The sequence below is a fragment of the Alloalcanivorax xenomutans genome (assembly GCF_032810065.1).
Lineage (GTDB): Bacteria > Pseudomonadota > Gammaproteobacteria > Pseudomonadales > Alcanivoracaceae > Alloalcanivorax > Alloalcanivorax xenomutans.
Map to the genome: position 1 here is coordinate 1,944,081 of NZ_CP136538.1, position 25,398 is coordinate 1,969,478.

Here is a 25,398-nt window from a genome sequence, read left to right on the forward strand (position 1 = left end):
AACGCTGACCGCCGGCTTTCCACGAACTCCGAGGACTCTCGCTCCGAATCTATCCAGGCTTCGATTGCCCGTGTTTGGGGAGGACGATAGGCTCAAGACTGGAATTCAGCAGCACACATCGTAAATACCACTGCCAGGGTTGTCTTCGAGTCATGAATACGTATCAAGGAAGCTGTCATTGCCAGTCAGTGGTATTCGAGGTCAGGTGCAGCCTCGACATGGCCTATATGTGTGACTGCTCCATCTGCACAAGAAAAGGGGCGAGAATGGTTTATGCCGAGCAAACTGATTTTCGGCTTTTAAAGGGCGAAAACAGTCTGGGTTGCTATCAGTTCAACACTAAAGTGGCCGAGCATTATTTCTGCAGGACGTGTGGTATCTATACACACCACAAGCCCCGCTCTTTACCCGGCAAGTACGGTATAAACGCCGGGTGTTTACAGGGTATTGATCCATTCAATCTGGAGGTCACGAAGGTGAATGGGGCTTCCAGGTAGTCGTTGCCGGCAGTCTGGCCACGCAGGATTTATTGTTTTTGTGTCTGATTAGCGAAATGCTGCCGGACGCCGGTCCCCCGGCGCCCGGCCCGCGATTCACACCGGCCGTTCGGTGTGCATTTTCACCTCTTTGAGTTCGAAGTCGAAAGCGTCGGTGAGCAGACAGTCGTAGCGCAGGGCGTCGTACTCGAGCAGCTCGTTCACCTTGTCGCCGGCAATCACGCCCTTGGCCACCGCCACGTGCAGGCGTTCTTCCAGGGTTTCCCCATCCAACTCGCCTTTGCCGTCGGCCTTGAGGAAGGCCAGGTAGGCGGGTTCCACCTCCAGCAGTTTGCGGTAGGTGTTTTCCACCCGGCCGATGGCGTCTTCCGGGTCATCACAGCGGTAGGTGAAGCTGGCCAGGGATTCCCGCACGCTGGTGGGCTCCATGATCTGGTCGCCAACGGTGCGGATCAGATCGTCTCCGGGACGGTGGGCGCCGGCCGGGCGGCCGAGCGGGAAGAACCAGCCTTTCAACAGGCAGCCGATGCCGAACACGCCCAGGTTGCGGTAGAACGCCTCCAAGGCTTCGTGGGCCTGGCTCAGGGCGTGATGCAGGGCATAGGTGGCATGGGCGTCGTTAGCTTCGTCCCGGGGCAGGGTGCCATGGAACTTGAGCACGGCGCAGGCGATCAGCAATTGGCTGTGGGCATCGCCGAGCCGCGCGCTGAGCAGTTCGCGACGTTTGAGGTCGCCGCCCAGCAATGCGAAAGCGGCGTCGGAGGTGCTGGCCAGCACCGCGCTGTAGCGGCTGATCAGACGGTACCAGGGGGTGCTGAAGCTGTCCGCGTTGGCGGGGATGTCCGCCAGGCGGCCGCCGGTCAGGGCATGGACCAGGCCCCGGCACATATTGCCGATGGTGTGACCGGCGTGCTTGAGGAACAGTGCCTCGAAGGTCTCCAGGCCGCGTTCCTTGTCCTCGTCCTGCAGGGCGTTGAGTTCGTCGTAGAGGAAAGGATGGCAGCGCAGCGCGCCCTGGCCGAAGATCATCAGCGAGCGGGTCAGGATATTGGCGCCTTCCACCGTGATGGCGATGGGGATGGCCTGGTAGGGCAGTGCCATGAAGTTGCGTGGCCCGGCCTGCACCGCGCGGCCGCTGGCGATGTCCATGCCGCGGTTGATCAGGCGGCGCATCATTTCGGTGGAATGGTACTTGGCCATGGCGGTGACCACCGAAATAGTGCCTTCTTCCAGCCCCCGGGTAACCAGATGGCGGTAGGCCTCCAGGGTGTAGGCGAGGCCGGCCACTTCAGCGGAGGCTTCCTGTACCCCCTCGAACTGCCCAACGGCGGTGTTGAACTGGCGGCGGATGCGGCCGAAGGCGCCGGCCGTCTGGTAGCCCATCTCGGCGCTGGCGGTGGCCAGGGCCGGCAGGGAGACGCCGCGCCCGGCGCCCAGGCATTCGATCAGCATGCGCCAGCCTTTGCCGGCCATGTCCGGGCCGCCGATGATGGCGTCCAGGGGCACGAACACGTCGGTGCCGTTGATCGGCCCGTTCATGAACGGCGAGCCGCCGGGGTTATGACGCCGGCCGATTTCCACGCCGGGGGTGTCGGCGGGGAGCAGGGCGCAGGTGATGCCCAGCTCTTCCTCGTCGCCGAGCAGATGATCCGGGTCATACAGTTTGAAGGCGAGCCCCACCACGGTGGCGATGGGCGCCAGGGTGATCCAGCGCTTGGCGAAGCTCAGACGCATGCCCAGCACTTCCTCGCCATCCACCTCCTGGGTGCAGATCACGCCGCGGTCGGGCAGGTTGCTGGCGTCGGACCCCACCTCGGGCCCGGTCAGACCGAAGCAGGGGATTTCCTTGCCGGCGGCCAGATCCGGCAGCCAGCGTTGTTTCTGTTCGTCGGTGCCGTATTTGGCCAGCAGTTCACCCGGGCCGAGGGAGTTGGGCACCATGGCGGTGACGGCGGCGGTCAGTGAACGGGTGGCGATCTTGCTCATCACCCGGCTCTGGGCGTAGGGGCTGAAATCCTTGCCGCCGTACTCCTTGGGGATGATCAGGCCGAAGAAACCCTTGTCCTTGAGGAATTGCCAGACCTCCTCGGGCAGGTCGCGCAGCTCATGGTAAATCTGCCATTCATTGAGCATGCCGCAGAGCTGTTCCACCTCGTTGTCGATGAAGGACTGCTCCTCCTCGCTGAGGGTGGTGAAGCGGGTCTTGGAAAAATCATCCCAGTCCGGCTTGCCGCTGAACAGCTCGGCCTCGAACCAGGTGGCGCCCGCTTCGATGGCTTCGCGCTCGGTATCGCCGATCGGCGGCATTACCTTGCCGAGGCTGTTGAACACCGGCTGGACGATCAGCTTGCGACGCAGTCCCGGGTGGTTGAGCACCACCAGGGCCGCCGCCACCAGAATCAGCAGCAGAGGATTCAACAACCAGCCGGCGAACAGCACACCGCACAACAGGTACGCCACCACGAAAGTGATGGAGCCGACGGTCAGCGACAGTTGTAAATAGAAAACAGTGATCAGAGTGGCGGCCAGAATCAGCAAGGCCAGCAGACTCAACATGGTCATCTCCTTTGCCAGCGTGAATGGCACCGGTGGCATCCGGTGTTGTCCCGTCCGTGTGCGCTCCCCTGCGACGACACTTGGGGACGACTTTAGTCTACCTTTATACCTGTGTTCGTGGGGTCTTTTAACCGTATTTGACGTCGCCGCGGTGACTATCGGATGAATCCCGCGCGGTGGGTGCGGATGTCGTTGACGCGCGGAATTACGTACAATTGCCGCTCTCCCTGGTCCCGACACCCCCGACAGGAGCATTGCGGTGCAAGACAACGCCTCGATCATTGACGTTAACGAACAAAATATTCAGCAGGTGCTGGAAGCCAGTCGGCAGACGCCGGTACTGGTGGATTTCTGGGCGCCCTGGTGCCAGCCCTGCCTGCAAATGGCACCGACCCTGGAAAAACTGGCCGCTGAGTATCAGGGCAAGCTGATCCTGGCCAAGGTCAATGCCGATGAGCAGCAGAACATCGCCGCGCAGTTCGGCGTACGCAGCCTGCCGTCCCTGAAGCTGGTCTATCAGGGCCAGTTGGTGGCGGAGTTGGAGGGGGCCCAGAGCGAAGGGGCTCTGCGCCAATGGCTGGCGCCGGTGCTGGATCCGGAAGCCGCCGAGAAAGAACAGGAAGAAGGGTTTCTCGAGCAGGTCCGCATGGCCATCGAGGCCGGCCACGGCGATCAGGCGGAGCAGGCCCTGCGGCAGACGCTGCAGCAACAGCCGGACAAACACGCTTTCCGTGCGTTGTTGGTGGAATTCCTGCTCGGCGAAGGCCGTCAGGACGAGGCGCAGTCGGTGTTGGCGGAAATCGCCGAGGACGTGGAGGAGTTGCGTCCGTTCCGTGCCCGCTTTGCCCTGCTGGACAAGCTGCCGGCCGGCAACGAGAGCCTGAAGACGCTGGCGGAACGCATCCAAGCCGACGGCAAGCCGGAGGATCTGCATGCCTATGGGCTGCGGGCCGCCGCCGCCGGCCAGTTCCGTGAAGGGCTGGAGGCGCTGCTGACCTTGTTGCGGGATCATCGTGACTATGAGGAAGGGGTTGCCCGGGCAGCTCTGCTGCAGGTGTTCGACTGCCTGCCCAAGGGCGATCCGCTGGCCAGTGAATACCGCCGCAAGATGTTTACCTACCTGTACTGACGCGGCACCCGCCTGTCCTGTCCGCCCGCCGCACCGGTGCCGGGCAGGCAGGGGAGGAGATGTCCATCCCGTCCATCTTTCCGCACTGATTGATAACATCGGAAGTGCACAAAAACAGTGCCAAATGCTCTGCCCTGGCACCGATATTGTGCGTAATAACGGTGCTTATGCCCTGATATGCCCGAATTCCGGGCAATGCCTCCCTGGCCCGATTCTTGAATGCCCTTTTCCGGTGCAATTGGGGCGGGCTGCTTCCCGCTGGTGCAACCGGCCGCCCGGGCGGCCTTCGAGGACCAGGAATTCGATCTATGGGCATATCTCTGATTTCTTCGCGGCGATGGTTGGGATGGCTGGCGGTGTTGCTGCTGCCAGGCGTGGCTTCCGCCGATACCCTGAACCAGGCCGACACCGCCTGGATTCTGACCGCCACTGCCTTGGTGTTGTTCATGACCTTGCCGGGGCTGAGTCTGTTCTATGGCGGCCTGGTGCGGGGCCGGAATGTGCTGTCGGTGCTGATGCAGTGTTTCGCCATCGCCTGTCTGGTGTCGCTGATCTGGCTGGTGGCCGGCTATTCCCTGGCGTTCACTGATGGCGGCGCCGCCAACGCCTGGATTGGTGGCCTGGATCTGGCCTTCTTTGCCGGCATGACCCGTGAGAGCTTGTCCGGATCGCTGCCTTTGAGCCTGCACGCGTTGTTTCAGATGACCTTTGCCATCATCACTCCGGCGCTGATCGTCGGTGCCTTCGCCGAACGTATGCGCTTCGGTGCCATGCTGGCGTTCAGTGGTCTGTGGGTGCTGCTGGTGTACGTGCCAGTGTGCCACTGGGTGTGGGGCGGCGGCTGGCTGGCTGAACTGGGACTGTACGACTTCGCCGGCGGCACCGTGGTGCACATCACCGCCGGGGTGGCGGCGCTGGTGGCGGCCCTGGAACTGGGGCGGCGTAAAGGCTGGCCGGGGCAGGCGATGATGCCGCACAACATGACCATGACGGTGACCGGCGCCGGCATGCTGTGGGTGGGCTGGTTCGGTTTCAATGGCGGTTCCGCCCTGGCCGCCGACGGCAATGCCGCCATGGCCATGCTGGTGACCCACATTTCCGCCGCCGCCGGTTCCCTGGCCTGGGTGACCATGGAGTATCTGAAGTTCGGCAAGCCCTCGGCGCTGGGTATCGCCACCGGCATGGTGGCCGGTCTCGGCACCATCACGCCGGCTTCCGGCTTCGTCGGGCCGGGTGCGGCGCTGGTGATCGGTCTGTGCGCCGGCGTGCTGTGTTTCTACATGGTGCTGGTGGTGAAGCAGAAATGGCGGATCGACGATTCCCTGGATGTGTTCCCGGTGCACGGCGTTGGCGGCATACTCGGCACGCTGCTGGCCGGGGTGTTCGCATCCACGGAGCTGGGCGTGTTCTCCGGCTTCGGTTTCGCCAAGCCGGACTACGGTATGTTGCAGCAGGTGGGGGTGCAGGCATTGGGCGTGGTGGTGACCTTCGTCTACACCGCCGTGGTGACCTGGGGCGTTCTGAAGCTGGTGGGGCTGTTCTCGCCGCTGCGGGTGACGCCGGACGAAGAGACCCAGGGGCTGGATCTGGCGTTGCACGAGGAACGTGGCTACGACCTGTAAGGCGTCGGACGCTTTGGAACGGCAGGTGGTAAACCATCGCGGAACAACGAGAATGGGCTCCGCTGTCCACGAGGAGCTCTAAACCGCGATGAGCCGTAAATATGCCTGCCAGGATGTGTGCCCGGTTTTTCATTAACGGCGTCCGGCGTAACGACAATGCCATGCCGGGACCGTTATGCTCGGGGTATCGTAATGGGAGACCCCGGCATGGAAATCGACCCCTACGGCTGGCCCGCCGCCGGCACCCTGGACGTGCGCAAGTTGCCCACCCTCGCCAGCGAACCGCCACCACCACTGGAAGAGAGCCGGGAACGATTGCATGAGCACCAGCGGCGGCTGTATGCCTGCCAGCGTTATGGGGTGTTGCTGGTGGTGCAGGGACTGGATGCGGCCGGCAAGGACAGCCTGATCCGTACTCTGGCGCGGGCCATGGACCCCGCGGCGTTCCGCGCCTATTCCTTCGGCCGGCCGCTGGGAGATGAACTCAACCATGACTTTCTCTGGCGGGTATGGCCGCGTTTGCCGGCACGGGGGCAGGTGGTGGCGTTCAATCGCAGCCATTATGAGGCGGTCCTGGCCGAGCGGCTCTGGCCGGTGGTCGAGGTCCCGGAAGAGCCGGACTGGCCTGGCCGCTACCAGGCCATCAACGATTTCGAGCATCATCTGCACCGCGAAGGCACCCGCATCATCAAGGTGTGGCTGAACACCTCGGCGGAGGAGCAGCGCAAGCGGCTGCTCAAGCGCCTCAACAAACCACGCAAACGCTGGAAGTTCGAGCCGGCGGACATCGACAACTGGTTGTCCCGCGACCTGTATCTGGAACGGGTCAATGAAACCCTCATCGCCACTCACACCGGACATGCTCCCTGGCATCTGATTGCCAATGATGACAAGGACGACGCCCGTGCCCGGGTGGCGCATTTATTGGCGGAGACACTGGCGTATCTGGCGCCGGATTACCCGCGTGAGAACATCGAGTGCATCGACCGCTATCGGACTTTGCTGGCCGGGCCGGAGGATTGACCTTTTGGCCTTCTTGGACCCGCGTACGGCTATTGCCACCCCCCGAGCCTTTCTATAAGGTACGGGAAAGTTTCGAACGGCCGTTTGAAAAGGAAAGGCGCGTCTCGAAGCCCTATCCCTTGAGCGAGGAGAACATAATGAGCGTTGAATTCCTGTCAGACGAATGGTTCGCGAAAGTGAAGGAAATTCGGGATGCGGCCGGCGATGTGTCCGCTCCGGCGGCTCTGGCCGATCTGGTGATCAATATCACCGTCAACGGCGACGGCGGCGAGAAAGCGCTGTCCCTGGTTGGCGGGATGATCGAGGAAGGGCACCGTGATGAAGCGCCCACCACCCTGATCCTGCCGGCCGATCTGGCCAAGCGCATTTTCATCGAAGGTGACCAGTCCGCCGGCATGCAGGGTTTCATGAGCGGCCAGATCCGTATCGAAGGTGACATGAGCAAGCTGATGGCGCTGCAGTCCGCCCAGCCCACCGACGATCAGAAGCAACTGATGAAGCAGATTCAGGACATCACGGCCTGATCACCATCTTCTCAGCAAAACGCCCGGTGCCTTCGTGGCCCGGGCGTTTTTTTATGTCCGCCGCCCTGGAGGTCTCCCCTAGGGCTTTCGCGGAGCAACCTTAAAAATTGCTTCCGGTAATGTCATGGGCGCTTGCACGGAGTGCGGGTAGCCCTTTGGCGTCTCCTGCGATATCCGCTATCCTCTGCCACCCGACCCGATGTTGCCGGCATGCCCCGGCGACCTTTCCTGACCGGTTCAAGGATACGCCGTGACTCGCGCCAGCGAATTGCTTAATGATGCCGACCATATGGGCCGCCTGCTGGAGGGCTATCGCCCCCGAGAGCCCCAGTTGCGCATGGCCGACGCGGTGGACGCGGCGATCCGTTCCCACGGCACCTTGCTGGTGGAGGCCGAAACCGGCACTGGCAAGACCCTGGCTTATTTGCTGCCGGCGCTGCTCGGCGACGGCCCCACGTTGGTTTCCACCGGCACCAAGAGTCTCCAGGATCAGTTGTTCTTCAAGGATCTGCCGGTGGTGCTCAAGGCGCTGCCGGTACCGCGCAAAGTGGCTCTGCTGAAGGGGCGCGCCAACTATCTGTGCCCCTATCGCCTGGAACTGCACCAGGAAGAAGCCCGTTTTCTGACCCGGGAAACCGCCGAGCAGTTGCGGATCGTCGCTCATTGGGCCGGCCGTACCCGTTCCGGCGATATCGCCGAGTTGAAGCAGTTGCCGGAAGACGCGCCAGTGTGGCCCTGGGTGACCAGCACCGCGGACAACTGCCTGGGCGCGGAGTGCCCGCGCCATTCCGAATGCCCCTTGATGAACGCCCGGCGGGAGGCCCAGGAGGCGGACCTGGTGGTGGTCAACCATCACTTGTTCTTCGCCAATGCGGCGTTACGCGGGGAAGGGGTGAGCGAGCTGCTGCCCAGTGTCAACACGGTGATCTTCGACGAGGCGCACCAGTTGCCCGAGGTGGCGGCGAATTTCTTTGGCGATTCACTGAGTACCCGGCAGCTTCAGGAACTGGGACGGGACAGCTTGTCGGAGGCGTCCAGCAATGCCATCGATGTGGGCGAGCTGAACCGCCGTATCAGCGCGCTGGACAAGGCCTGTCAGGATTTTCGCCTCGGCCTTGGTGAGCAGGAACGCCGCGCGCCCTGGTCCGAGGTGGCGGAACTGGAGGCGGTGCGGGAAGCGGGGCAGGCGCTGCGCGAGGCCACCTCGGAGCTGGAAGCCTTCCTCAAGCCCCACGCCAAGGCCAGCCGGGGATTGGAAGCCTGTGCCCGGCGCGCCTGGGAGCACCTGCGTACTCTGGAGAATCTGTTGGAAGCGCAGGCGCCGAACCGGGTCTATTGGTTCGAGACGTTTCGTCGCACCGCCGTGCTGCACGGCACTCCGTTGTCGGTGGCGGCGCAGCTGCGGGCTCAACGGGAGCAGCACCCCTGTGCCTGGGTGCTGACCTCCGCCACCCTGTCCGTGGCTGGCCGTTTCGAGCATTTACAGAAGCGCCTGGGGCTGGATGAGGCCGAGACGCTGCGTCTGGAAAGTCCGTTCGATTTCAAACGCCAGGCGGTGTTCTACGCACCGGATGGCTTGCCGGCGCCGTCGTCGCCGGGGTATACCGCCGCGCTCTCCGAAGCCATGGTGCCGGTGATTGAAGCGGCCGAGGGGCGGACGTTCTTTCTGTTCACCAGCCATCGGGCGTTGCGCGAAGCCGCCGGTATTCTGCGCCAGCGCCTGAGCTATCCGTTGCTGGTGCAGGGCGAGGCCGGTCGCCGGGAACTGCTGGATGAGTTCCGGCGTCTGGGCAATGCGGTGTTGCTTGGCACCAGCAGTTTCTGGGAAGGCATTGATGTGCGAGGCGATGCGCTGAGCTGTGTCATAATCGACAAGCTGCCGTTCGCGTCGCCGGGTGATCCGGTGGCGGCGGCCCGCATCGAGTACATCAATCGCAACGGCGGTAACGCCTTTCGTGATTACCAACTGCCCCAGGCGGTGCTGGCCCTGCGTCAGGGCGCCGGCCGTCTGATCCGCGATCCACAGGACACCGGCCTGCTGGTGGTGGCGGATCCGCGCCTGCTCAGCAAGGGCTACGGGCGCATGTTCATCGACAGCTTGCCGGGCATGACCCGCACCCGCAAGCTGGAGGTGGTGAAACGTTTTTTCGATTACATCAGGAATCGCTGACCGTGTTCCGCCGCATCGGCTCAGCCGCCTTCTCGGGAGTAGCCAGCCAATGACCCGTATTGTCGCCATCGAAACCGCCACTGACGCCTGCTCCGTGGCGCTATGGCAGGACGGTGCCGTATTGGAAAAGTTCGAGCCCGGGGCGCGCCGGCAAACCGAACGGGTATTGCCGATGGTGGAGGAACTCCTGGCGGAAGCGGGTATCGAACTCTCCTCGGTGGACGCGCTGGCGTTTGGCCAGGGCCCGGGCTCCTTCACCGGGGTACGCGTCGCCACCTCGGTGGTGCAGGGGCTGGCCTTTTCACTGGACTTGCCGGTGGTCGGGGTCTCCACCCTGGCATCCTGTGCCCTGGCTGCCCATGATCTCCAGCCCCGCTTTCAACAGGTCGTCGCGGTGTTCGACGCCCGCATGGGGGAAGTGTATTTCGGCGCCTATCGTTGTGGCGGTGACAAGGTGGAAGCACTGTGTGATGAAGGGGTGTTCGCGCCGGAACGGATTCCCGTGCTGGATGGCGGCGACTGGCTGCTGGCTGGTTCCGGAACGGTTTATCAGGACGCGCTGCGCGACCGCCTGACTTGGGCCGGGGTGGACGCCGAGGCGATGCCTCGCGCGGCCACCGTGGCCCGTCTGGCGGTGGCGGCGGTACGGGAAGGTCGCACCGTGCCGGCCGAGCAGGCGCAGCCGGTTTATTTGCGCGATCGTGTGGTTCAGATAGGGAGCAAGTAATGATCGAGTGGGATTTGCCGAATGTGCACCATCTGCAAGTGGTGGTGCCGAAGCAGGCCATTGATGTCATGGGCCACGTCAACAACACCGAGTATCTGCGTTTCATGGAGCAGATCGCCTGGCACCACACCCAGGCGCTGGGGCTGGGCTGGGACAAATACCAGCAGCTCAACCGTGGCATGGTGGCGCGTCGTACCGAAGTGGATTATCTGGCGCCGGCGTTCGAAGGGGAGTCACTGCTGGTCGGCACCTGGATCGTGGAGAACGACGAACGCATCAGTATCACCCGCCGTTATCAAATCATCCGTGAATCCGATGGGCTGACGCTACTGCGTGGCCGTACCCGCTGGGTCTGCGTGGCTCTGGATTCGGGCAAACCCCGCCGTATGCCGCCGGAATTTTTGTCCGGTTACCAACTTACCGCCCGGGAAGATTGAGCCGAATGGATGCCTTTCAAGCCGTTATCCTGGCCCTGATCCAGGGCCTTACCGAATTCCTGCCCATATCCAGCTCCGCTCATTTGATTCTGCCCTCGGCCCTGTTCGGCTGGCCCGACCAGGGTCTGGCTTTCGACGTGGCGGTGCACCTGGGAACCCTGCTGGCGGTGGTGGTGTATTACCGCCGGGATCTGCTGGCGATGACCGGTGGCAGCCTGAAGGGGATCCGCACCAGCACCATGAACAGCGAGTTGCGTCTGACTTTGCTGGTGGGGCTGGCGACGATTCCGGCGGTGGCCGCCGGTTTTCTGGCCAAGGACCTGATTGAAAACGAGTTACGCTCGGCCACGGTGATCGCCGTCACCACGGTACTTTTTGGTGTGCTGTTGTGGCTGGCGGACGTGCTCGGCGCGCGTCGGCGCGGCACCGAAACCATGGGCGTGGGCAGTGCCTTGTTGATTGGTGTGGCGCAGGCGCTGGCCCTGATCCCTGGCACCTCGCGCAGTGGCATTACCATCACCGCGGCGTTGGCGCTGGGCTTTCGCCGTGAAGACGCGGCCCGCTTTTCTTTTCTGATGTCGATACCGGTGATTCTTGGCGCCGGCCTGCTCAAGGCCAAGGATCTGGCGGAAAGCACGGTGCCGGTGGACTGGCTGCACCTGATCCTCGGCGTGGCGGTCAGCGGCGTGGTGGCTTACCTGACCATTGTGTTCTTCCTGCGTTTGCTGGACCGCATCGGCATGCTGCCGTTCATGATTTACCGGCTGCTGCTGGGCGGTATGCTGTTCTACGTTATTTATTCAGGAACAACGCTGTCTTGATACCAGTGGCCTGTCTCCCCGGCGCCCCGGACCTGCAAGGGGTTCCTCATGTGGAGGATGTGGCCAGTGCCCGGGAGCAAGGCGTTGAACTGGTGCTTGGGCGCGTCGACGACCGCCTGTCCTTGTGGGCGCCGGCACGGAAGGCGGCGCCTCTGTGCGTGGATTTCCTCGGTGGCCGCCAGGGCTATCGTCTGGCGGCGGACCGGGTGCGTCATGAGCGGTTGATCAAGGCACTGGGGAAAGTCGTCGACGCGCCGGCGCGAGTTTGCGATCTCACCGCCGGCCTCGGCCGTGATTCGGCGTTAATGGCCCAGGCCGGCTTTCAGGTGTTGATGGTGGAGCGCCAGCCGATATTGCACGCCTTGCTGGCGGACGGTCTGGCCCGCGCGACGGGCACGCCGCTGGCGTCCCATCTCACCCTGTTGCCGCTTGCCGACGCACGGGATCTGGCGGCTGTTCTGGAAGGGCCGTTCCACGCGGTGTTTCTCGACCCCATGTTTCCGCCCAGGGACAAAAGCGCGGCGGTGAAGCAGGATCTGCGCTGGTTGCAGCAGCTGTGTCCGTACCCGGATGAGGTCGAGGAGCGGGCGTTGCTGGCCATGGCGCGGAGCCTGGACGCGCGCAAGGTGGTGGTCAAGCGCCCGCGCCGGGCGCCGCCATTGGCGGCAGTGGTGGCTTCGCACAGTCTCGAGGGCAAGACCGTTCGCTTCGATGTCTACACTTCACCCTCCGTTCGCAAGTGAGGCGGTTTTCCGCGGACGATGCTGCGAGCCACTGTGAGAACTTGTCCGCAAGTGAATGTGCCAATGCCAGAGGGCCGGATTCGCCAGCAGGCTGGCTCCCACAATTGTGCTACGAAGCCGCTGTGGGAGCTTGCCTGTAAGCGAATCTCTACGTCTGGCTGTGCGGCTCTTCCGCCAGCGCCCGTTCCAGCTCCGGAACCCGCGTCACCCGCTGGATCGCCTGGCTGACGTCCGTGCTGAGAATACGGCGGGCCTCGTCATCGAGTGCCCGCAGATGGTCGCCGAACTGCAGCATACCGGCCTCGTCCTTCCACACCAGCCCGGTGTCCAGCAATTGCTGGATGAAGGTGCGCAGCACTACCTTGTCGAAAAACTCCGGTGAATTGAATTCGTACAGCAGCGACAGTCGTTGCGTGGTGCGGCTGGCCAGCTCCGCCAATTGCTCCGCTTCGAGCCGGCCGCCGCCATACTGCACCAGCAGGCGGATGGTCAGATAATAGCGCTCCAGGGACGGCATCACGGTTTGCCCCAGATGGGCCAGCATGTCCGACGCCACGGTGTGAATCGGCGCGCCGTGCAGACAATCGCCGTCGCGCTCCACCAGACCCTGTGCTTCCAGCATGCCGATGATGCGATTGACCGCATTGGTCAGCTCGTCACCTTCCTGCCAGTGCAGGAAATACTCGTTGCGGAAGAACGGATAGAGCAGGGCGACCATGCGCTGCAGCGTGCTCTGCGTCAGGCTGCGGGCGTTGAAGAACAACGAACAGATCAGTCCCGGCAGTACGAACAAATGCAGACTGTTGTTGCGCACATAGGCCATTTGCAGCGCGGTGGCCGGATCGGTGGTGACCAGATCGCCGAGAGGATGGGACACCCGCAGCAGAAATTCATGTTTGAGCCCGTAGTCGATCAGAGCATCGGCGTCGGTGTCCGCCAGGCAGGCGGTGTCACTGTAGGGCGCTTCGTTCAGTAGCGTGATATACAGCTGCAGTTGCTGCCGCAGCTGTTGCAGATCCATGGTGTGTTTGGGCGTTGCCAGCAACGCCAGGCTGATCAGATTGACCGGGTTGGCCACGGCCGCGGCATTGATGCGTGTGGCCACTTCCTGGCCCAGGGCGTTGACCGTCTGTTTGAACCAGTCCGGGGACTCCTGGGCGTCCAGTGTCTCGCCGCGCCAGCCTTCCCGGTGGTCATCGAGGAAATCCACCAGTTTGATCGGTTCACCGAAATTCACGTGCACCTGGCCGAAGTGGCTGCGCAGCACTTTCGCGGATTTCAACAGTCCGAAGATGGATTCCTTTTTCTTTTTCTTGCCGTGCAGTTCGCCGATATAGGAACCGCCTTCGATGACCTTTTCATAACCCACATAGACCGGTACGAAGGCGATGGGTTTGCGCGCATCGCGCAGGAAGCTGCGCAGTGTCATCGCCAGCATGCCGGTGCGGGGCTGCAGCATGCGTCCGCTGCGGCTGCGGCCGCCTTCGATGAAGTACTCAATGGAAAAGCCACGCGCGGTGATGGTGTGCAAATACTCATAGAACACCGCCGCGTAGAGTGGATTATCGCGGAAACTGCGGCGCATGAAGAAAGCGCCGCCGCGCCGCAGAATCGTGCCCACCACAGGCAGATTCAGGTTGATGCCGGCGGCGATATGCGGCGGCACCAGACCATTGCGATAGACCACGAAGGACAGCAGCAAATAGTCGATGTGGCTGCGGTGGCAAGGCACGTAGATCACTTCGTGATCCCGCGCCACCTGGGTGAGATTGTCCAGATTATAGAGGCGAATGCCGTCGTAAAGGCGGTTCCAGAGCCAGTTGAGAAACAGCTCCAGCGCCCGGATCACGGTGTGGGAATAGTCGGCGGCGATTTCCAGCGCGTAGCCACGGGCCCGGGCGGTGACTTTTTCTTCCTTGTCCTCGCTGCTGGTGATTTCTTCCTGGATCGCCTGGCGCACCGCCGGAGACTGAATGATGTCATTGGTCAGGGTGCGCCGGTGAGACAGGTCGGGGCCAATGGCCGCCTCTTGCTGGCGGCGGAAGTGTACCCGCAGAACACGTGAGGTCTTGCGCACCACCTGGTCCACGTCATCGGACTGATCGGCAAGCACGCGCAGGGACACCGGCGGGCTGAACTGCAGGTACAGATCGCGGCCCTGGGTAAGAATGATAAGAAACTTCTTGATAAAACCCGGTGGTGCCCAGGTGTCGGAGAACAGAATCCGCCAAAGCGAATTTTCCTTTTCCGGCTGGCGTCCCCAGAACACTGACACCGGCACTAATTGCACATCCAGGTCCGGGTTGTCGTGCAGGGCACGCACCAGTTTCCGCAGGCGAGGCGGCACCAGGGCATCCCGTTGCCGGGTGCCGGTCACACCGCGTTTGTACAAGTAGAAGTAGCTGCGGCGCAGATGCTGTTTGCCCAGGCTCAGGGAAGAATTGGCGGCGCTCAGCTTCTGCTTGCGGGTGGCCTGATGCACCACCGCCGCATCCGCCACGGAGCGATCGCGCATCACATAAACCACCGGCTTGTTCGGGTCCAGTTGCAATTCTTCGGGATCCGCCGGTAGCGCGGTGGCGCGGGTGCATAGCCGCATGAAGGCGCGGATCAGCAAAAACAACAGTCGGTCGAGGCCTAGCCATGGACTCATAAAGCGAGCTCTTGGGTATCCGGGTAGAGGTCGATTCTACCGGACCCGGACCGATGGCGCCCACCATGGTGATTCACACTGGCGCGGAATCGAACGGTATCCACGGTCATAGCCTTACCGGGACCGATTAACCGCTCCGCTCGTATGGCATTTCTTCCCGCAATCCGCGATCATCCTGATTCGCGATACCCCCGTATTAAAGGAGTAACCCGTGTCCGAACACCAGGCCGGCCTGTTTGACCGTCACTATACCCATCATCTTTTCCTGGAATTCGCCCTCGGCGCTGGCGCCGACATGGACGGGGTGCGCCAGGCCTTGCGCGATGTGCTGGCGCGGGCACCGGCCAGCACCCCGCTGCTGATGGCGTTCGGCCCCGGGTTGTGGCAGAAGCTGTCCCGCTCATTCCGCTTTCCGCCTTTTTCCCTGGAAGGCAAGGCGCCCTCCACGCAGGGGGATCTGTTGATCTGGATACAGGCGGAAAATCCCAGTGACCTGTTCGACACCGCCCTGGCGGCGTCGCGGCGGTTGCGTGAGGTATTGGCTCTGCAACTGGAGGTTCAGGGTTTCGTTTACCACGATATGCGCGATCTGTCCGGCTTCGTCGATGGCATTGGCAACCCCACCGGTGACAAGGCTCTGGCCGCCGCGGTGATTCCGGAAGGGCAGCCAGGGGCGGGTGGCAGCTGGATGATCACGCAGAAATGGGTGCATAAACTCGAAAGCTTCAACGCCCTGCCGGTGGAAGAACAGGAAAAGGTGTTCGGCCGTACCAAGGCCGACGCGGTGGAGTTCGATGAGGAGAACATGCCGGAGAACTCCCACGTAGGCCGCACCGATGTGGACCATGATGGTGTGCCGCAGAAAATCTGGCGGCGCTCGGTACCCTATGGCACCACCACCGAGCACGGTTCCTACTTCATTGCCTTCACCTGCGAGCGGGAACGTTTCGAGTTCCTGCTACGGCGTATGTACGGCATGGTCGACGGCGTTCGCGACCGCCTGCTGGATTACAGCAGGCCGGTCACCGGCTCCTGGTGGTACGCGCCCAGCCAGGAATGGCTGAGCGCGCTCTGAACCAGCTGCAAGCGGGCGGGCAGGTCGGCGTGGCGCCGCCGCTCGCACCGGCGCCGGCCCCGCGCCCCCTTACCGGTGTCCTGCTGATGGCCGCCGGCGTTGGCATCCTGCCGTTGATGGACAGCCTGGCCAAATACCTCAGTGATGAATACCACGTGGTTCAGGTTACCTGGGCCCGCTATCTGTTCCATTTCCTGCTGCTTGGGGCCCTGCTGCTTTGGCGTTTGCCCCTGTCCGCGCTGATCCCGCGCCATGCCGGCCTGCAGGTCATCCGTAGTGCTTTCCTGCTCAGTACCACCCTGTGTTATTTCGGCGCCATTGCCTTTTTGCCGCTGGCCAATGCACTGGCTCTGGCGTTTCTCGGGCCGCTGGTCAGTACCGCTCTGGCGCCTCTGATCCTGGGGGAAAGCGCTGGCCCGCGCCGCTGGATCGCGGTGACGGTGGGGTTTCTCGGCACTCTGGTGGTGATCCGTCCCGGCTGGGGCGAGTTTCACTGGGCCTCCTTGCTGGGATTGGGGGCGGGCGTCTCCTATGGGCTCTACCAGCTCACCACCCGGCGCCTGTCCGGCAGCGGCCGCCCCTCGGTGACGCTGTTTTACACCTCGGTATTCGGCCTGGCGGTGCTCAGTTTGATTGTTCCGCTAGTCTGGCGCTGGCCGGACCCGGCCAGTTGGGGGCTGATGCTGTTGATGGGGTCGGTGGGGGCCCTGGCGCACTTTCTCATCATTCGCGCCTTCGAATACGCCAGCGCCCCGGTCCTGTCCCCGGTGAGCTACATGGAAATGGTCTCCGCCGTGACCCTCGGCTGGCTGATCTTCGGCGACTTCCCCGATCCTTGGACCTGGGCGGGTATTGGCCTGATCGTGGTCAGCGGACTATTGATTGTTATATGGGAATGATAAGAGCAGTTAAGAATGAACAGTGAATAGTTAACAGCGAAACAAGAGCCACCGAAAAGGTTTTGCGCACATTGCAAATCCCCTCATGCGTTCCTGCAACGGTGTTTTCCACTATTCACTGTTACTTGTTACTTATTAACTAGTCTCTGCTTTTCCCAAACATTTTCCAGACCAGGAACGGAGTCAGCTTCAAGCTGGCGCCGAGCCATTGCAGTGGGCCTTTGGGGAAAGCAAAGTACAGAGCGTTGAGCAGGCCCTTGTAGGTGGCGCGGTCGAACGGGTACCACCAGAGGTTACGTTTGGCCGGGAGCAGGTCCCAGTTGATCGCTTTAACGTGGGTCATTTCCTCCAGACCCTCCGGGCCGTGGGTGCGGCCGATACCGGATTCCTTCCAGCCGCCCCAGGGGGTTTCCGACAGGCCATGGCTGTAGAGGTGGTCATTGAGGGTGGTGACGCCGGATTCCAGCCGGGCGGCGAGGGCGCGGCCCTTTTTGTTGTCGCGGGTCCAGATCGAGGAGGTCAGGGCCAGTTTGGAGTCGTTGGCTTTTTCCAGGGCTTCCTCGGCGTTGGCCACGGCGGTGACGGCAATGATCGGGCCGAAGGTTTCTTCACGCATCACCAGCATGTCGTCGCTGACCCGGGTAAGCAGGGTGGCGGGCAGGAAATAGCCGTTTTCCACGTCGCCCACAGGTCGTGACTGAGCCTCAATGCGCGCGCCTTTGGCGAGGGCGTCTTCCAGATGTTGTTCCACCGTGCGTTTCTGGCCTGCGGTGGTGAGGCTGCCAATATCCACCGGGATGCTTTTATCGTTGCCGGGGCCATGGCGCAGGGCTCGGGTCTTCTTCGCCAATAGTTCGACAAAGTCATCGTACACCGAAGCTTCCACATAGACGCGCTCGACGCCGCCGCAGCTTTGCCCGGCGTTCTGGTAGCCGGCCCAGGCGGCGCCGTTGCTGGCCCGTTCCAGGTCGGCGTCGGCCAGCACGATCATCGGGTCGTTACCGCCCAGCTCCAGCGACAGCGGCGTCAGTGTTTGCGCGGCCTGGGCCATCAGCACCTTGCCGGCGTTGACACTGCCGGTGAAGAACAGCTTGTCCACGCCGTTTTCAAAGAAGGCGGTGGCCACCGCCGAGCCGGAACCGACGATATGCTGGAACAGCCCGTCCGGTAATTGGCCGGCCTCGATGATGCCCTCGATGGCGCGGCCCACCGCCGGAGTGGCCGCGGCCACCTTCAGCAGCACGGCGTTACCGGCCATCAGGCCCATGATGATTTCACCGAACGGAATCGACAGGGGATAGTTCCAGGGGCTGATGATGCCCACGACGCCCAGGGGCAGGCGGCGGATCTCGGTGCGCTTATTGGCGAACAACAGACTGCCGCCGGGGCGGCGTTTCGCCGCCAGGACTTTCTCCGCGTTACGGCCATACCACTGGCAGGCGAGAGCACAGGGCAACACTTCGGTGGCCAGGGCATCGACCAGCGTCTTGCCGTTGCTTTCACTGACTACACGGGCCAGTTCCTCGGCGTTGTCGCGAATGTAATTGCGCATGCGCTTGATGTGCACGGCCCGTTCCCGGAACGATTTGGCCGCCCAGATCCGCTGAGCCTGGCGCGCCTTCTCGAAACGCCCCGGTAAAGTGGCGAGGTCGGTCTCATTGAGTTCGGCTACGGCTTTGCCTGTGGCGGGATTGGTGTCGATCACGACGGTCATGGTTACGGCTCCGGCGGCAATATTGAATCACTGGCGATAATGGTGGAGCGATCGGGAAAGCCATGCCATGGCCGGGGCGCCGGGGATGAGAGCCGCTGTGGGAAGCTTGCTTGCAAGCGAATATTGCCAACGTCCGAAGTAACCCCATTCGCTTGCAAGCAAGCTTCCCACAGCGGCTTCGTAGCGACCTAATAAGTCAGACCAGAAGGTTTTCCAGCACCCGTCGATAGATTCCGGTGAGGGTATCCAGTTCGCTGATACTGGTATGTTCGTCCACCTTGTGGATGGTGGCGTTCACCGGTCCCAGTTCCACTACCTGAGCGCCGGTGGGCGCGATGAAACGGCCGTCGCTGGTGCCGCCGGCGGTGGACAATTCGGTATCGCGGCCGGTTTCCTGACGAATCGCCGCCACGGTGGCGTCCACCAGGGCACCGCGATCAGTGAGGAACGGCTGGCCGGACAGGGTCCATTGCAAGTCATAGTCCAGGCCGTGCTTGTCCAGAATCGCTTCGGTGCGCTGCCGCAATATGGCTTCGGTGAGTTCGGTGGAGAAGCGAAAATTGAACACTACCCGGCAATGGCCGGGAATCACGTTGGTGGCGCCAGTGCCGGCCTGAATGTTGGAAATCTGGAAACTGGTGGCGGGGAAAAAATCGTTGCCCCGATCCCATTCCTCGGCGGCCAATTCCGCCAGAGCGGGCGCGGCCTGGTGCACCGGGTTGCGGGCCAGGTGAGGGTAGGCCACGTGGCCCTGGATGCCTTTGACCGTGAGCACGGCGCCGAGGGAGCCGCGCCGGCCGTTTTTGATCACATCGCCCACGGTGTCGGTGGAGGAAGGCTCGCCCACCAGACAGTAATCGATGGTCTCGTCGCGTCCTTGCAAGTACTCCACCACCTTGACGGTGCCGTTCACCGATGGCCCTTCTTCGTCGGCGGTGATCAGAAAACCGATACTGCCATCGTGATCGGGGTGGGCGGCGACGAAATCCTCCACCGCCGCCAGCATGGCAGCGATGGAGCCTTTCATGTCCGCCGCGCCGCGACCATAGAGCAAGTCTCCGTCGATAGTGGAGTCGAACGGATCATGGGTCCATTCCTCGCGTTCCCCGGTGGGCACCACATCGGTGTGCCCGGCGAACACGAACAGCGGGCCGTGGTTACCGCGCCGTGCCCACAGATTGCGCACCTCCTCGAACCACAGGGTTTCGCACTGGAAACCCAGAGCTTCCAGTTTTTCGATCATCCAGTCCTGGCACCCTTCGTCTTCCGGCGTAACGGAAGGGCGGCGGATCAGTTCCCGGGCGTAGTCGAGGGTTTTGCTCACCATGGGCTCCCGTGTCGGTGTGGGCGTCAGTTGTGCTTGTGCAGTTCTTCGTTCAGGGCGATGGCGCTCTTGTTGGTCCGGCACTGCACCGCGCCGCTTTCCGAGTTACGGCGGAACAGCAGATCGGATTTGCCGGCCAGATCCCGTGCCTTGACGGTATCGACCACGTCGCCGTTTTCGTCCAGCACCTCCACCTTGGTGCCGGAGGTGATGTAGAGGCCCGCTTCGATGGTGCAGCGGTCGCCCAGCGGGATGCCGGTGCCGGCGTTGGCGCCGAGCAGACAGCCTTCGCCCAGGGAAATGACGATGTTGCCGCCGCCGGACAGCGTGCCCATGGTGGAAGCGCCGCCGCCGATGTCGGAGCCCTTGCCGACGAACACGCCGGCGGAGATGCGGCCTTCGATCATGCCCGGGCCTTCGGTGCCGGCGTTAAAGTTGATGAAGCCCTCGTGCATGATGGTGGTGCCTTCGCCCACATAGGCGCCGAGGCGGACCCGGGCGGTATCGGCTATGCGCACGCCGGTGGGGATCACGTAGTCGGTCATTTTCGGGAACTTGTCGACGCTGTTCACTTCCAGCAGCTTGCCGTTGAGGCGGGCCAGCAGTTGACGCTCCGGCAGCTCTTCCAAATCCACCGCGCCTTCGTTGGTCCAGGCCACGTTCGGCAGCAGCGGGAAGATGCCACTGAGTACCACGCCGTGGGGTTTCACCAAGCGATGGGAGAGCAGGTGCAGCTTCAGATAGGCTTCCGGGGTGGAGGCCGGCTCGGCATCGGTTTCCAGGATGGTAAGCACCACCGGTCGCTCGGATTCCTGGAACGCCACCGCGTAGCTGGCCTCATGTTCGAAGCCGGCTTCACGCCATTCCCGGGCCAGGTGTTGCACCTGGCGGTGGGTCAGTTCCAGGGCGGCATTGCCGCCTTGGTAGCCCACTTCCTCACGCACGACCTCAATCAGTTTGGGATCCGGATTCAGGTAAGGATCCGGATAAAACACTTCCAGCCAGTTGTCATCACGGTTCTTGGTGCCGCAACCCAGGGCGAAGGCGAAAATCGTGCTCATAATAGTCTCCAGTGTTTCGCTGGATGCCCGACGCCGGACGCCTGACGCTTAAACCCCGTTTTTTCGTGGGTGCGTCCGGCGTCGAGCGTCTGGCTTCCGGCGTTTTAAATCATTTCTTTCCATTGGTCGGCGTTGAAGCCGGCCACCAGGGCCTCTCCGTGCTGGAGGATCGGCCGTTTGATAATGGATGGATTGTCCAGCGCCACGGGCACGGCCTGTTCGGCATCCATATTGTCGCGCACATCCTGATCCAGTTTACGCCAGGTGGTGCCGCGACGGTTGATGACGGTTTCCCAACCCAGGGTATCGATCCAGCGGCGCAGTTCCGCTTCCGGCACGCCTTCCTTTTTGTAATCGTGAAACACGTACTCCACGCCCTGGTCGTCCAGCCAGACCCGGGCCTTCTTCATGGTGTCGCAGTTCTTGATGCCGTAAAGGGTAGTGGCCACGGTAAGCTCCTTACTGTGTTCATATGCCGGCGGTTACAGACGCTTGATCAGCGCGCGCATGCGCTCGGCGCCTTCCACGCACTGGTCCAGTTCCGCCACCAGCGCCATGCGCACCCGGTTATTACCGGGGTTGCGGCCGTTCACGGTGCGAGACAGATAGCGGCCGGGCAGCACGGTGACGTTCTCTTCCGTCTTTAATTGACGGGCGAAACTTTCGTCGTCGATGGGTGTGCGCGGCCACAGGTAAAAGCCCGCGTCCGGGGCGGATACCTTAAGTACGTCACCGAGAATGTCCAGCACCGCGCGGAATTTTTCCACGTACAGGGCCCGATTGGTTTCCACGTGGGTTTCATCGTTCCAGGCGGCGATGCTGGCCAGTTGGTGATGGACCGGCATGGCGCAGCCGTGATAGGTGCGGTAGCGCAGGAACCGTTGCAGGATTTCGCCATCGCCGGCGACGAAGCCGGAGCGCAATCCCGGCAGGTTGGAGCGTTTGGACAGGGAGTGAAACACCACGCAGCGGCGGTAGTCGTGGCGGCCCATTTCCGCGCAGGCCTGCAGCAGGCCGGCCGGGGCCCGGTCCTGATAAATTTCCGAGTAGCACTCGTCGGAGGCGATGACAAAATCGTATTTGTCCGCCAGTTGGATCAGTGCTTTCAGCTGTGCTTTGGAGAGGGTGGCGCCGGTGGGGTTGCCCGGAGTGCAGATGAACAGCAACTGAGTGCGGATCCAAACGTCTTCACCGACCGCGTCGAAATCCGGTTGCAGGCCGGAGGCGCTGGTGCACGGCAGGTACACCGGCTCGCCACCGCCGAGCAGCGTGGCGCCTTCGTAGATTTGATAGAAGGGGTTGGGCATCAGTACCAGTGGCCGGCGCTGCCGGTCCAGCAGGGCCTGAGTGAAGGCGAACAACGCTTCGCGGGTGCCATTTACCGGAATCACCTGCCGGTCCTGGTCCACGGTGGTCAGTTTGAAGCGGCGCACCAGCCAGTCCGCGATGGCCTGGCGCAGTTCCGGCAGGCCGTTGGTGGCCGGATAGCGGGACAGCAAAGCGGTATTCTCGCGCAGCACTTGTTGCACGAATTCCGGTGCCGGATGTTGCGGCTCGCCGATGGAAAACGACACCGGAGTTTTGTCCGAGGCGGGTAGTTTGTTGAACAGCGTCGCCAGTTTTTCAAAAGGGTAGGGATGCAGCTGCTCCAAATCCGGATTCATGAGGCGCCGGCGCTCCTTGATCAAAAAGTGGTGGAATAAGTGTCGTTCTGATTGCGCTTGTCCAGTTCCCGCATGAGCGTGTCCTGCAGGTGCTGGCATAGCTCCGGGTCGGATACTGGATTACCGTTGAGGTCGGTGACGAAGAACACGTCCTCGACCCGCTCTCCCAGGGTGGCGATGCGCGCATTCTGCACCAGCAGCTCAAACTGCACGAAGATGCGACCGATATGGGCCAGCAGGCCGGGGCGGTCCAGAGTGTGGATGTCCACCACGGTGCGGTCATTGACAATGTCGTTGCTGATCACCACCTGGGTCGGCACGTCGAAATGCTTGTGCCGGCGCGGCATGCGCCGGCTTACCGTGGTGCCGAACTTCTCCGGGTGCTTGAGCGTCTCGGTCAGGGTCTGGCGGATGTGTTCGATGCGCGGCCAGTCATCGCCGATCGGTGTGCCATGCTCGTCCAGGACGATGTAGGTATCCAGGCTGAAGCCGTCGGCGCTGGTGATGATGCGGGCGTCCATGATGGTCAGGCCCAGGCTGTCCAGGGCGTTAACGGTGGCGGCGAACAGGTTCTGGGTATCAGGCGTGTAGATGAAGATCTGCGAACCGCCTTCGGTTTGCCCCTGGCCCATCTGGTTTTCGCGGATCAGCACCAGTGGATCTTCCGGGTTGGGGCGGCCGAGCAGCGCCTCGGTGTGCCAGGCGATATCCCAGGGGGTTTCGCGAAGAAAATACTCGTCGCCGATGTTGGCCCACAAAGCCTCCACCGCCTGCGGATCCTGGTCGCGATCCACCAGCATCTTAAGCGCCGCTTCGTGGGTTTCGTCGACCCAGTCCTGTTTATCCAGCGGGTTGTTCAGGCCGCGGCGCAGGGCGCGCTTGGTTTCCACGTACAGTTGGCGCAACAACGAGGCGCGCCAGGAATTCCACAGGTTCGGATTGGTGGCGTTGATGTCCGCCACGGTGAGTACGTAAAGATAGTCCAGGTGCACCAGATCGCCGACCACGCGGGCGAACTCGTGCACCACGTCCGGGTCGGAAATGTCCTTGCGCTGGGCGGTGACGCTCATGGTCAGATGGTTGCGGACCAGCCAGGCCACCAGTTTGCCATCCCAGTTGCTGAGGCCGTGGCGCTGGCAAAAGGCGATGGCGTCCTCGGCTCCCAGTTCGGAGTGATCACCGCCGCGGCCCTTGGCGATGTCATGGTAGAGGCCGGCGACATACAGCAGTTCCGGTTTCGGCAGTCGGTAAAACACTTCGCTGGCCAGCGGGAACGTCTCGCGCATGTCGTCGTAACGCAGCCGGCGCATGTTCTTGATCACCAGCAGGGTATGGGCATCGACGGTGTAAATATGGAACAGATCGTACTGCATCATGCCGATGATGCGGCCGAACTCGGGTAGGTATTTGCCGAGCAGCCCGTAGCGCTTCATCCGACGCAACTGGGTGAACAACGAGTGAGGGCTGCGCAGCAGCTGCATGAACAGGGCGGTGTTGGCGGGATCGTTACGGAACGCATCGTCGATGGTGGGCCGGGCTTCGATCAGCGCGCGAATAGTCTCCGCGCGAATGCCTTTCAGGTCCGGGTTCTGCGCCAGCAGCACGAACATTTCCAGCATCGCCGATGGGTGCTTCTGAAATACGTCCGGAGCGCTGATTTCCAGGTAGTCATTACGTGCCTGGAAGCGGCGGTTGAGCGGACGCTTTTGTTCCGGCGTACCGGAGCGCAGAATCGCTTCGTCGAACAATTGCAGCAGCATTTCATTGAACACCGACATGGCCAGCGCCACCCGGTAGAACCCTTTCATGAAATGCTCAACCGCCAGGTTGGCGTCGGAATCCCGATATCCGAGGCGGTCCGCCAGTTGCCGTTGATGATCGAACAGCAGCCGGTTTTCATTGCGGCCGGTGAGCGAGTGCAGCGCCCAGCGGATGCGCCACAGCTCGGCCAGCCATTTTTGCAGCAGCGCGTGTTCCTTGCGGGTGATAAAACCGGCTTCGACCATGGTATCGATGCTGTCGGCGCCAAAATGCCGCTGTGCCACCCAGGAGATCATTTGAAAATCACGCAGGCCGCCGGGGGCGTTCTTGAGGTCCGGTTCCAGGTTGTATTCGGTGTCGTTGTGTTTGGCGTGGCGGGCGGTCTGCTCATCCCATTTGGCGGCGAAGAAGCGGTCCGCCGGCCACATCCGGTCCGGGGCGGTGTGTTCGGCCAGAGCGGTCAGGACCGCGTTGTCGCCGGCCAGGGTGCGTGCCTCCATGATGTTGGTGGCGACGGTGATGTCCTCGGCCGCCAGGGCCACGCACTCGTCAAGGGAGCGTACGCTGTGGCCGATTTCCAGGCCAATGTCCCAAAGAAAGGCCACGAAACCTTCCAGGGACCCGCAGGCCTGTTCGTCCGGGCGCTGGCGGAACAGCACCATCAGGTCCACATCGGAATAGGGGTGCAGTTCGCCGCGGCCGTAGCCGCCCACGGCCACCAGAGCGGCGTCGCTCAAATGGTCCAGACCGAACAGGGACCAGGCGGCGATGAGGACCCGGTCCACCAGGGTGGCGCGGCCGTGCACCAGATCCTCGATCGGGGTCTGGTCAAAAGCGGCGTCCAGGCGCGCCTGCCCTTCCTCCAGGTAAGCCCGGGCGGCCTGTCCCGGCTGGTCGGCATCGCGCAGGCGTGCAAGAAGGTCGGACTGGCTCAGAGGGGGCGTCAACGTCATGCTGGAACCTGCCACATAAAAGAAGGGGCCGGCGCAAGGCCGGCC

General features: G+C 62.5%; 20 protein-coding genes. 12 read left to right on the forward strand and 8 right to left on the reverse strand.

The features are described from left to right. The first annotated feature begins 152 nt into the window (after positions 1–152). Complete coding sequence (locus tag RYH70_RS09120; protein WP_449355848.1) at positions 153–497, forward strand: GFA family protein; 345 nt, start codon at positions 153–155, stop codon at positions 495–497. Positions 498–593: 96 nt separating this feature from the next. Here the strand turns inward: RYH70_RS09120 and RYH70_RS09125 are convergent, their stop codons facing one another. Continuing rightward, positions 594–3,053: an acyl-CoA dehydrogenase gene (locus tag RYH70_RS09125; RefSeq protein WP_022994513.1), complete on the reverse strand. Its 2,460-nt coding sequence runs from the start codon at positions 3,051–3,053 to the stop codon at positions 594–596. A 259-nt stretch (positions 3,054–3,312) separates the two neighbouring features. On the opposite strand from RYH70_RS09125, the gene RYH70_RS09130 reads away from it, so the two are divergent. From RYH70_RS09130 to RYH70_RS09170, 9 genes are all read left to right on the forward strand, one after another. Continuing rightward, complete coding sequence (locus RYH70_RS09130; RefSeq protein ID WP_022994514.1) at positions 3,313–4,182, forward strand: tetratricopeptide repeat protein; 870 nt, start codon at positions 3,313–3,315, stop codon at positions 4,180–4,182. A 308-nt stretch (positions 4,183–4,490) separates the two neighbouring features. Then, complete coding sequence (locus RYH70_RS09135; protein WP_022994515.1) at positions 4,491–5,804, forward strand: ammonium transporter; 1,314 nt, start codon at positions 4,491–4,493, stop codon at positions 5,802–5,804. 207 nt (positions 5,805–6,011) lie between these two features. After that, entirely contained in the window at positions 6,012–6,827 is an 816-nt protein-coding gene (locus RYH70_RS09140) for a polyphosphate kinase 2 family protein (RefSeq protein WP_022994516.1), read from the forward strand. 137 nt (positions 6,828–6,964) lie between these two features. Beyond that, positions 6,965–7,351: an SCP2 sterol-binding domain-containing protein gene (locus tag RYH70_RS09145; protein WP_022994517.1), complete on the forward strand. Its 387-nt coding sequence runs from the start codon at positions 6,965–6,967 to the stop codon at positions 7,349–7,351. 250 nt (positions 7,352–7,601) lie between these two features. Further along, positions 7,602–9,521 (forward strand): ATP-dependent DNA helicase, encoded by a 1,920-nt coding sequence (locus RYH70_RS09150; protein ID WP_022994518.1) that lies wholly within the window; start codon positions 7,602–7,604, stop codon positions 9,519–9,521. Positions 9,522–9,570: 49 nt separating this feature from the next. Beyond that, positions 9,571–10,248 (forward strand): tRNA (adenosine(37)-N6)-threonylcarbamoyltransferase complex dimerization subunit type 1 TsaB, encoded by a 678-nt coding sequence (tsaB, locus tag RYH70_RS09155; RefSeq protein WP_022994519.1) that lies wholly within the window; start codon positions 9,571–9,573, stop codon positions 10,246–10,248. Then, on the forward strand, positions 10,248–10,685 hold the full coding sequence (locus tag RYH70_RS09160) for an acyl-CoA thioesterase (protein WP_014994255.1): 438 nt from the start codon (positions 10,248–10,250) through the stop codon (positions 10,683–10,685). The genes tsaB and RYH70_RS09160 overlap by 1 nt, the downstream gene beginning before the upstream one ends. Before the next feature lie 5 nt (positions 10,686–10,690). Further along, the gene (locus tag RYH70_RS09165) at positions 10,691–11,506 is read left to right on the forward strand and encodes an undecaprenyl-diphosphate phosphatase (RefSeq protein ID WP_317010103.1); all 816 of its coding nucleotides are present in this window, start codon (positions 10,691–10,693) and stop codon (positions 11,504–11,506) included. Positions 11,507–11,511: 5 nt separating this feature from the next. Further along, complete coding sequence (locus RYH70_RS09170; RefSeq protein ID WP_317010168.1) at positions 11,512–12,249, forward strand: class I SAM-dependent methyltransferase; 738 nt, start codon at positions 11,512–11,514, stop codon at positions 12,247–12,249. 148 nt (positions 12,250–12,397) lie between these two features. On the opposite strand, the gene plsB is transcribed toward RYH70_RS09170, so the two are convergent. Beyond that, positions 12,398–14,902, reverse strand: coding sequence for a glycerol-3-phosphate 1-O-acyltransferase PlsB (gene plsB / locus RYH70_RS09175; RefSeq protein WP_022994522.1), 2,505 nt, complete (start codon positions 14,900–14,902; stop codon positions 12,398–12,400). Between the two features lie 211 nt (positions 14,903–15,113). On the opposite strand from plsB, the gene RYH70_RS09180 reads away from it, so the two are divergent. After that, positions 15,114–15,977: a Dyp-type peroxidase gene (locus RYH70_RS09180; protein ID WP_055100775.1), complete on the forward strand. Its 864-nt coding sequence runs from the start codon at positions 15,114–15,116 to the stop codon at positions 15,975–15,977. Further along, a complete protein-coding gene (locus tag RYH70_RS09185) occupies positions 15,959–16,876 on the forward strand; it encodes a DMT family transporter (protein ID WP_145953569.1) in 918 nt (305 codons plus the stop codon). The genes RYH70_RS09180 and RYH70_RS09185 overlap by 19 nt, the downstream gene beginning before the upstream one ends. Before the next feature lie 139 nt (positions 16,877–17,015). Here the strand turns inward: RYH70_RS09185 and RYH70_RS09190 are convergent, their stop codons facing one another. From RYH70_RS09190 to RYH70_RS09215, 6 genes are all read right to left on the reverse strand, one after another. Beyond that, positions 17,016–18,590, reverse strand: coding sequence for an aldehyde dehydrogenase family protein (locus RYH70_RS09190; RefSeq protein WP_022994525.1), 1,575 nt, complete (start codon positions 18,588–18,590; stop codon positions 17,016–17,018). A 196-nt stretch (positions 18,591–18,786) separates the two neighbouring features. After that, entirely contained in the window at positions 18,787–19,917 is a 1,131-nt protein-coding gene (gene dapE, locus RYH70_RS09195; RefSeq protein WP_317010104.1) for a succinyl-diaminopimelate desuccinylase, read from the reverse strand. Between the two features lie 23 nt (positions 19,918–19,940). Then, on the reverse strand, positions 19,941–20,975 hold the full coding sequence (dapD, locus tag RYH70_RS09200) for a 2,3,4,5-tetrahydropyridine-2,6-dicarboxylate N-succinyltransferase (RefSeq protein ID WP_022994527.1): 1,035 nt from the start codon (positions 20,973–20,975) through the stop codon (positions 19,941–19,943). 104 nt (positions 20,976–21,079) lie between these two features. After that, entirely contained in the window at positions 21,080–21,424 is a 345-nt protein-coding gene (locus tag RYH70_RS09205) for an ArsC family reductase (protein WP_316310203.1), read from the reverse strand. 33 nt (positions 21,425–21,457) lie between these two features. After that, positions 21,458–22,639, reverse strand: a complete 1,182-nt coding sequence (gene dapC, locus RYH70_RS09210; RefSeq protein ID WP_317010105.1) for a succinyldiaminopimelate transaminase — start codon at positions 22,637–22,639, stop codon at positions 21,458–21,460. A gap of 20 nt (positions 22,640–22,659) precedes the next feature. Next, positions 22,660–25,353, reverse strand: coding sequence for a [protein-PII] uridylyltransferase (locus tag RYH70_RS09215; RefSeq protein WP_317010106.1), 2,694 nt, complete (start codon positions 25,351–25,353; stop codon positions 22,660–22,662). Positions 25,354–25,398: the final 45 nt, after the last annotated feature.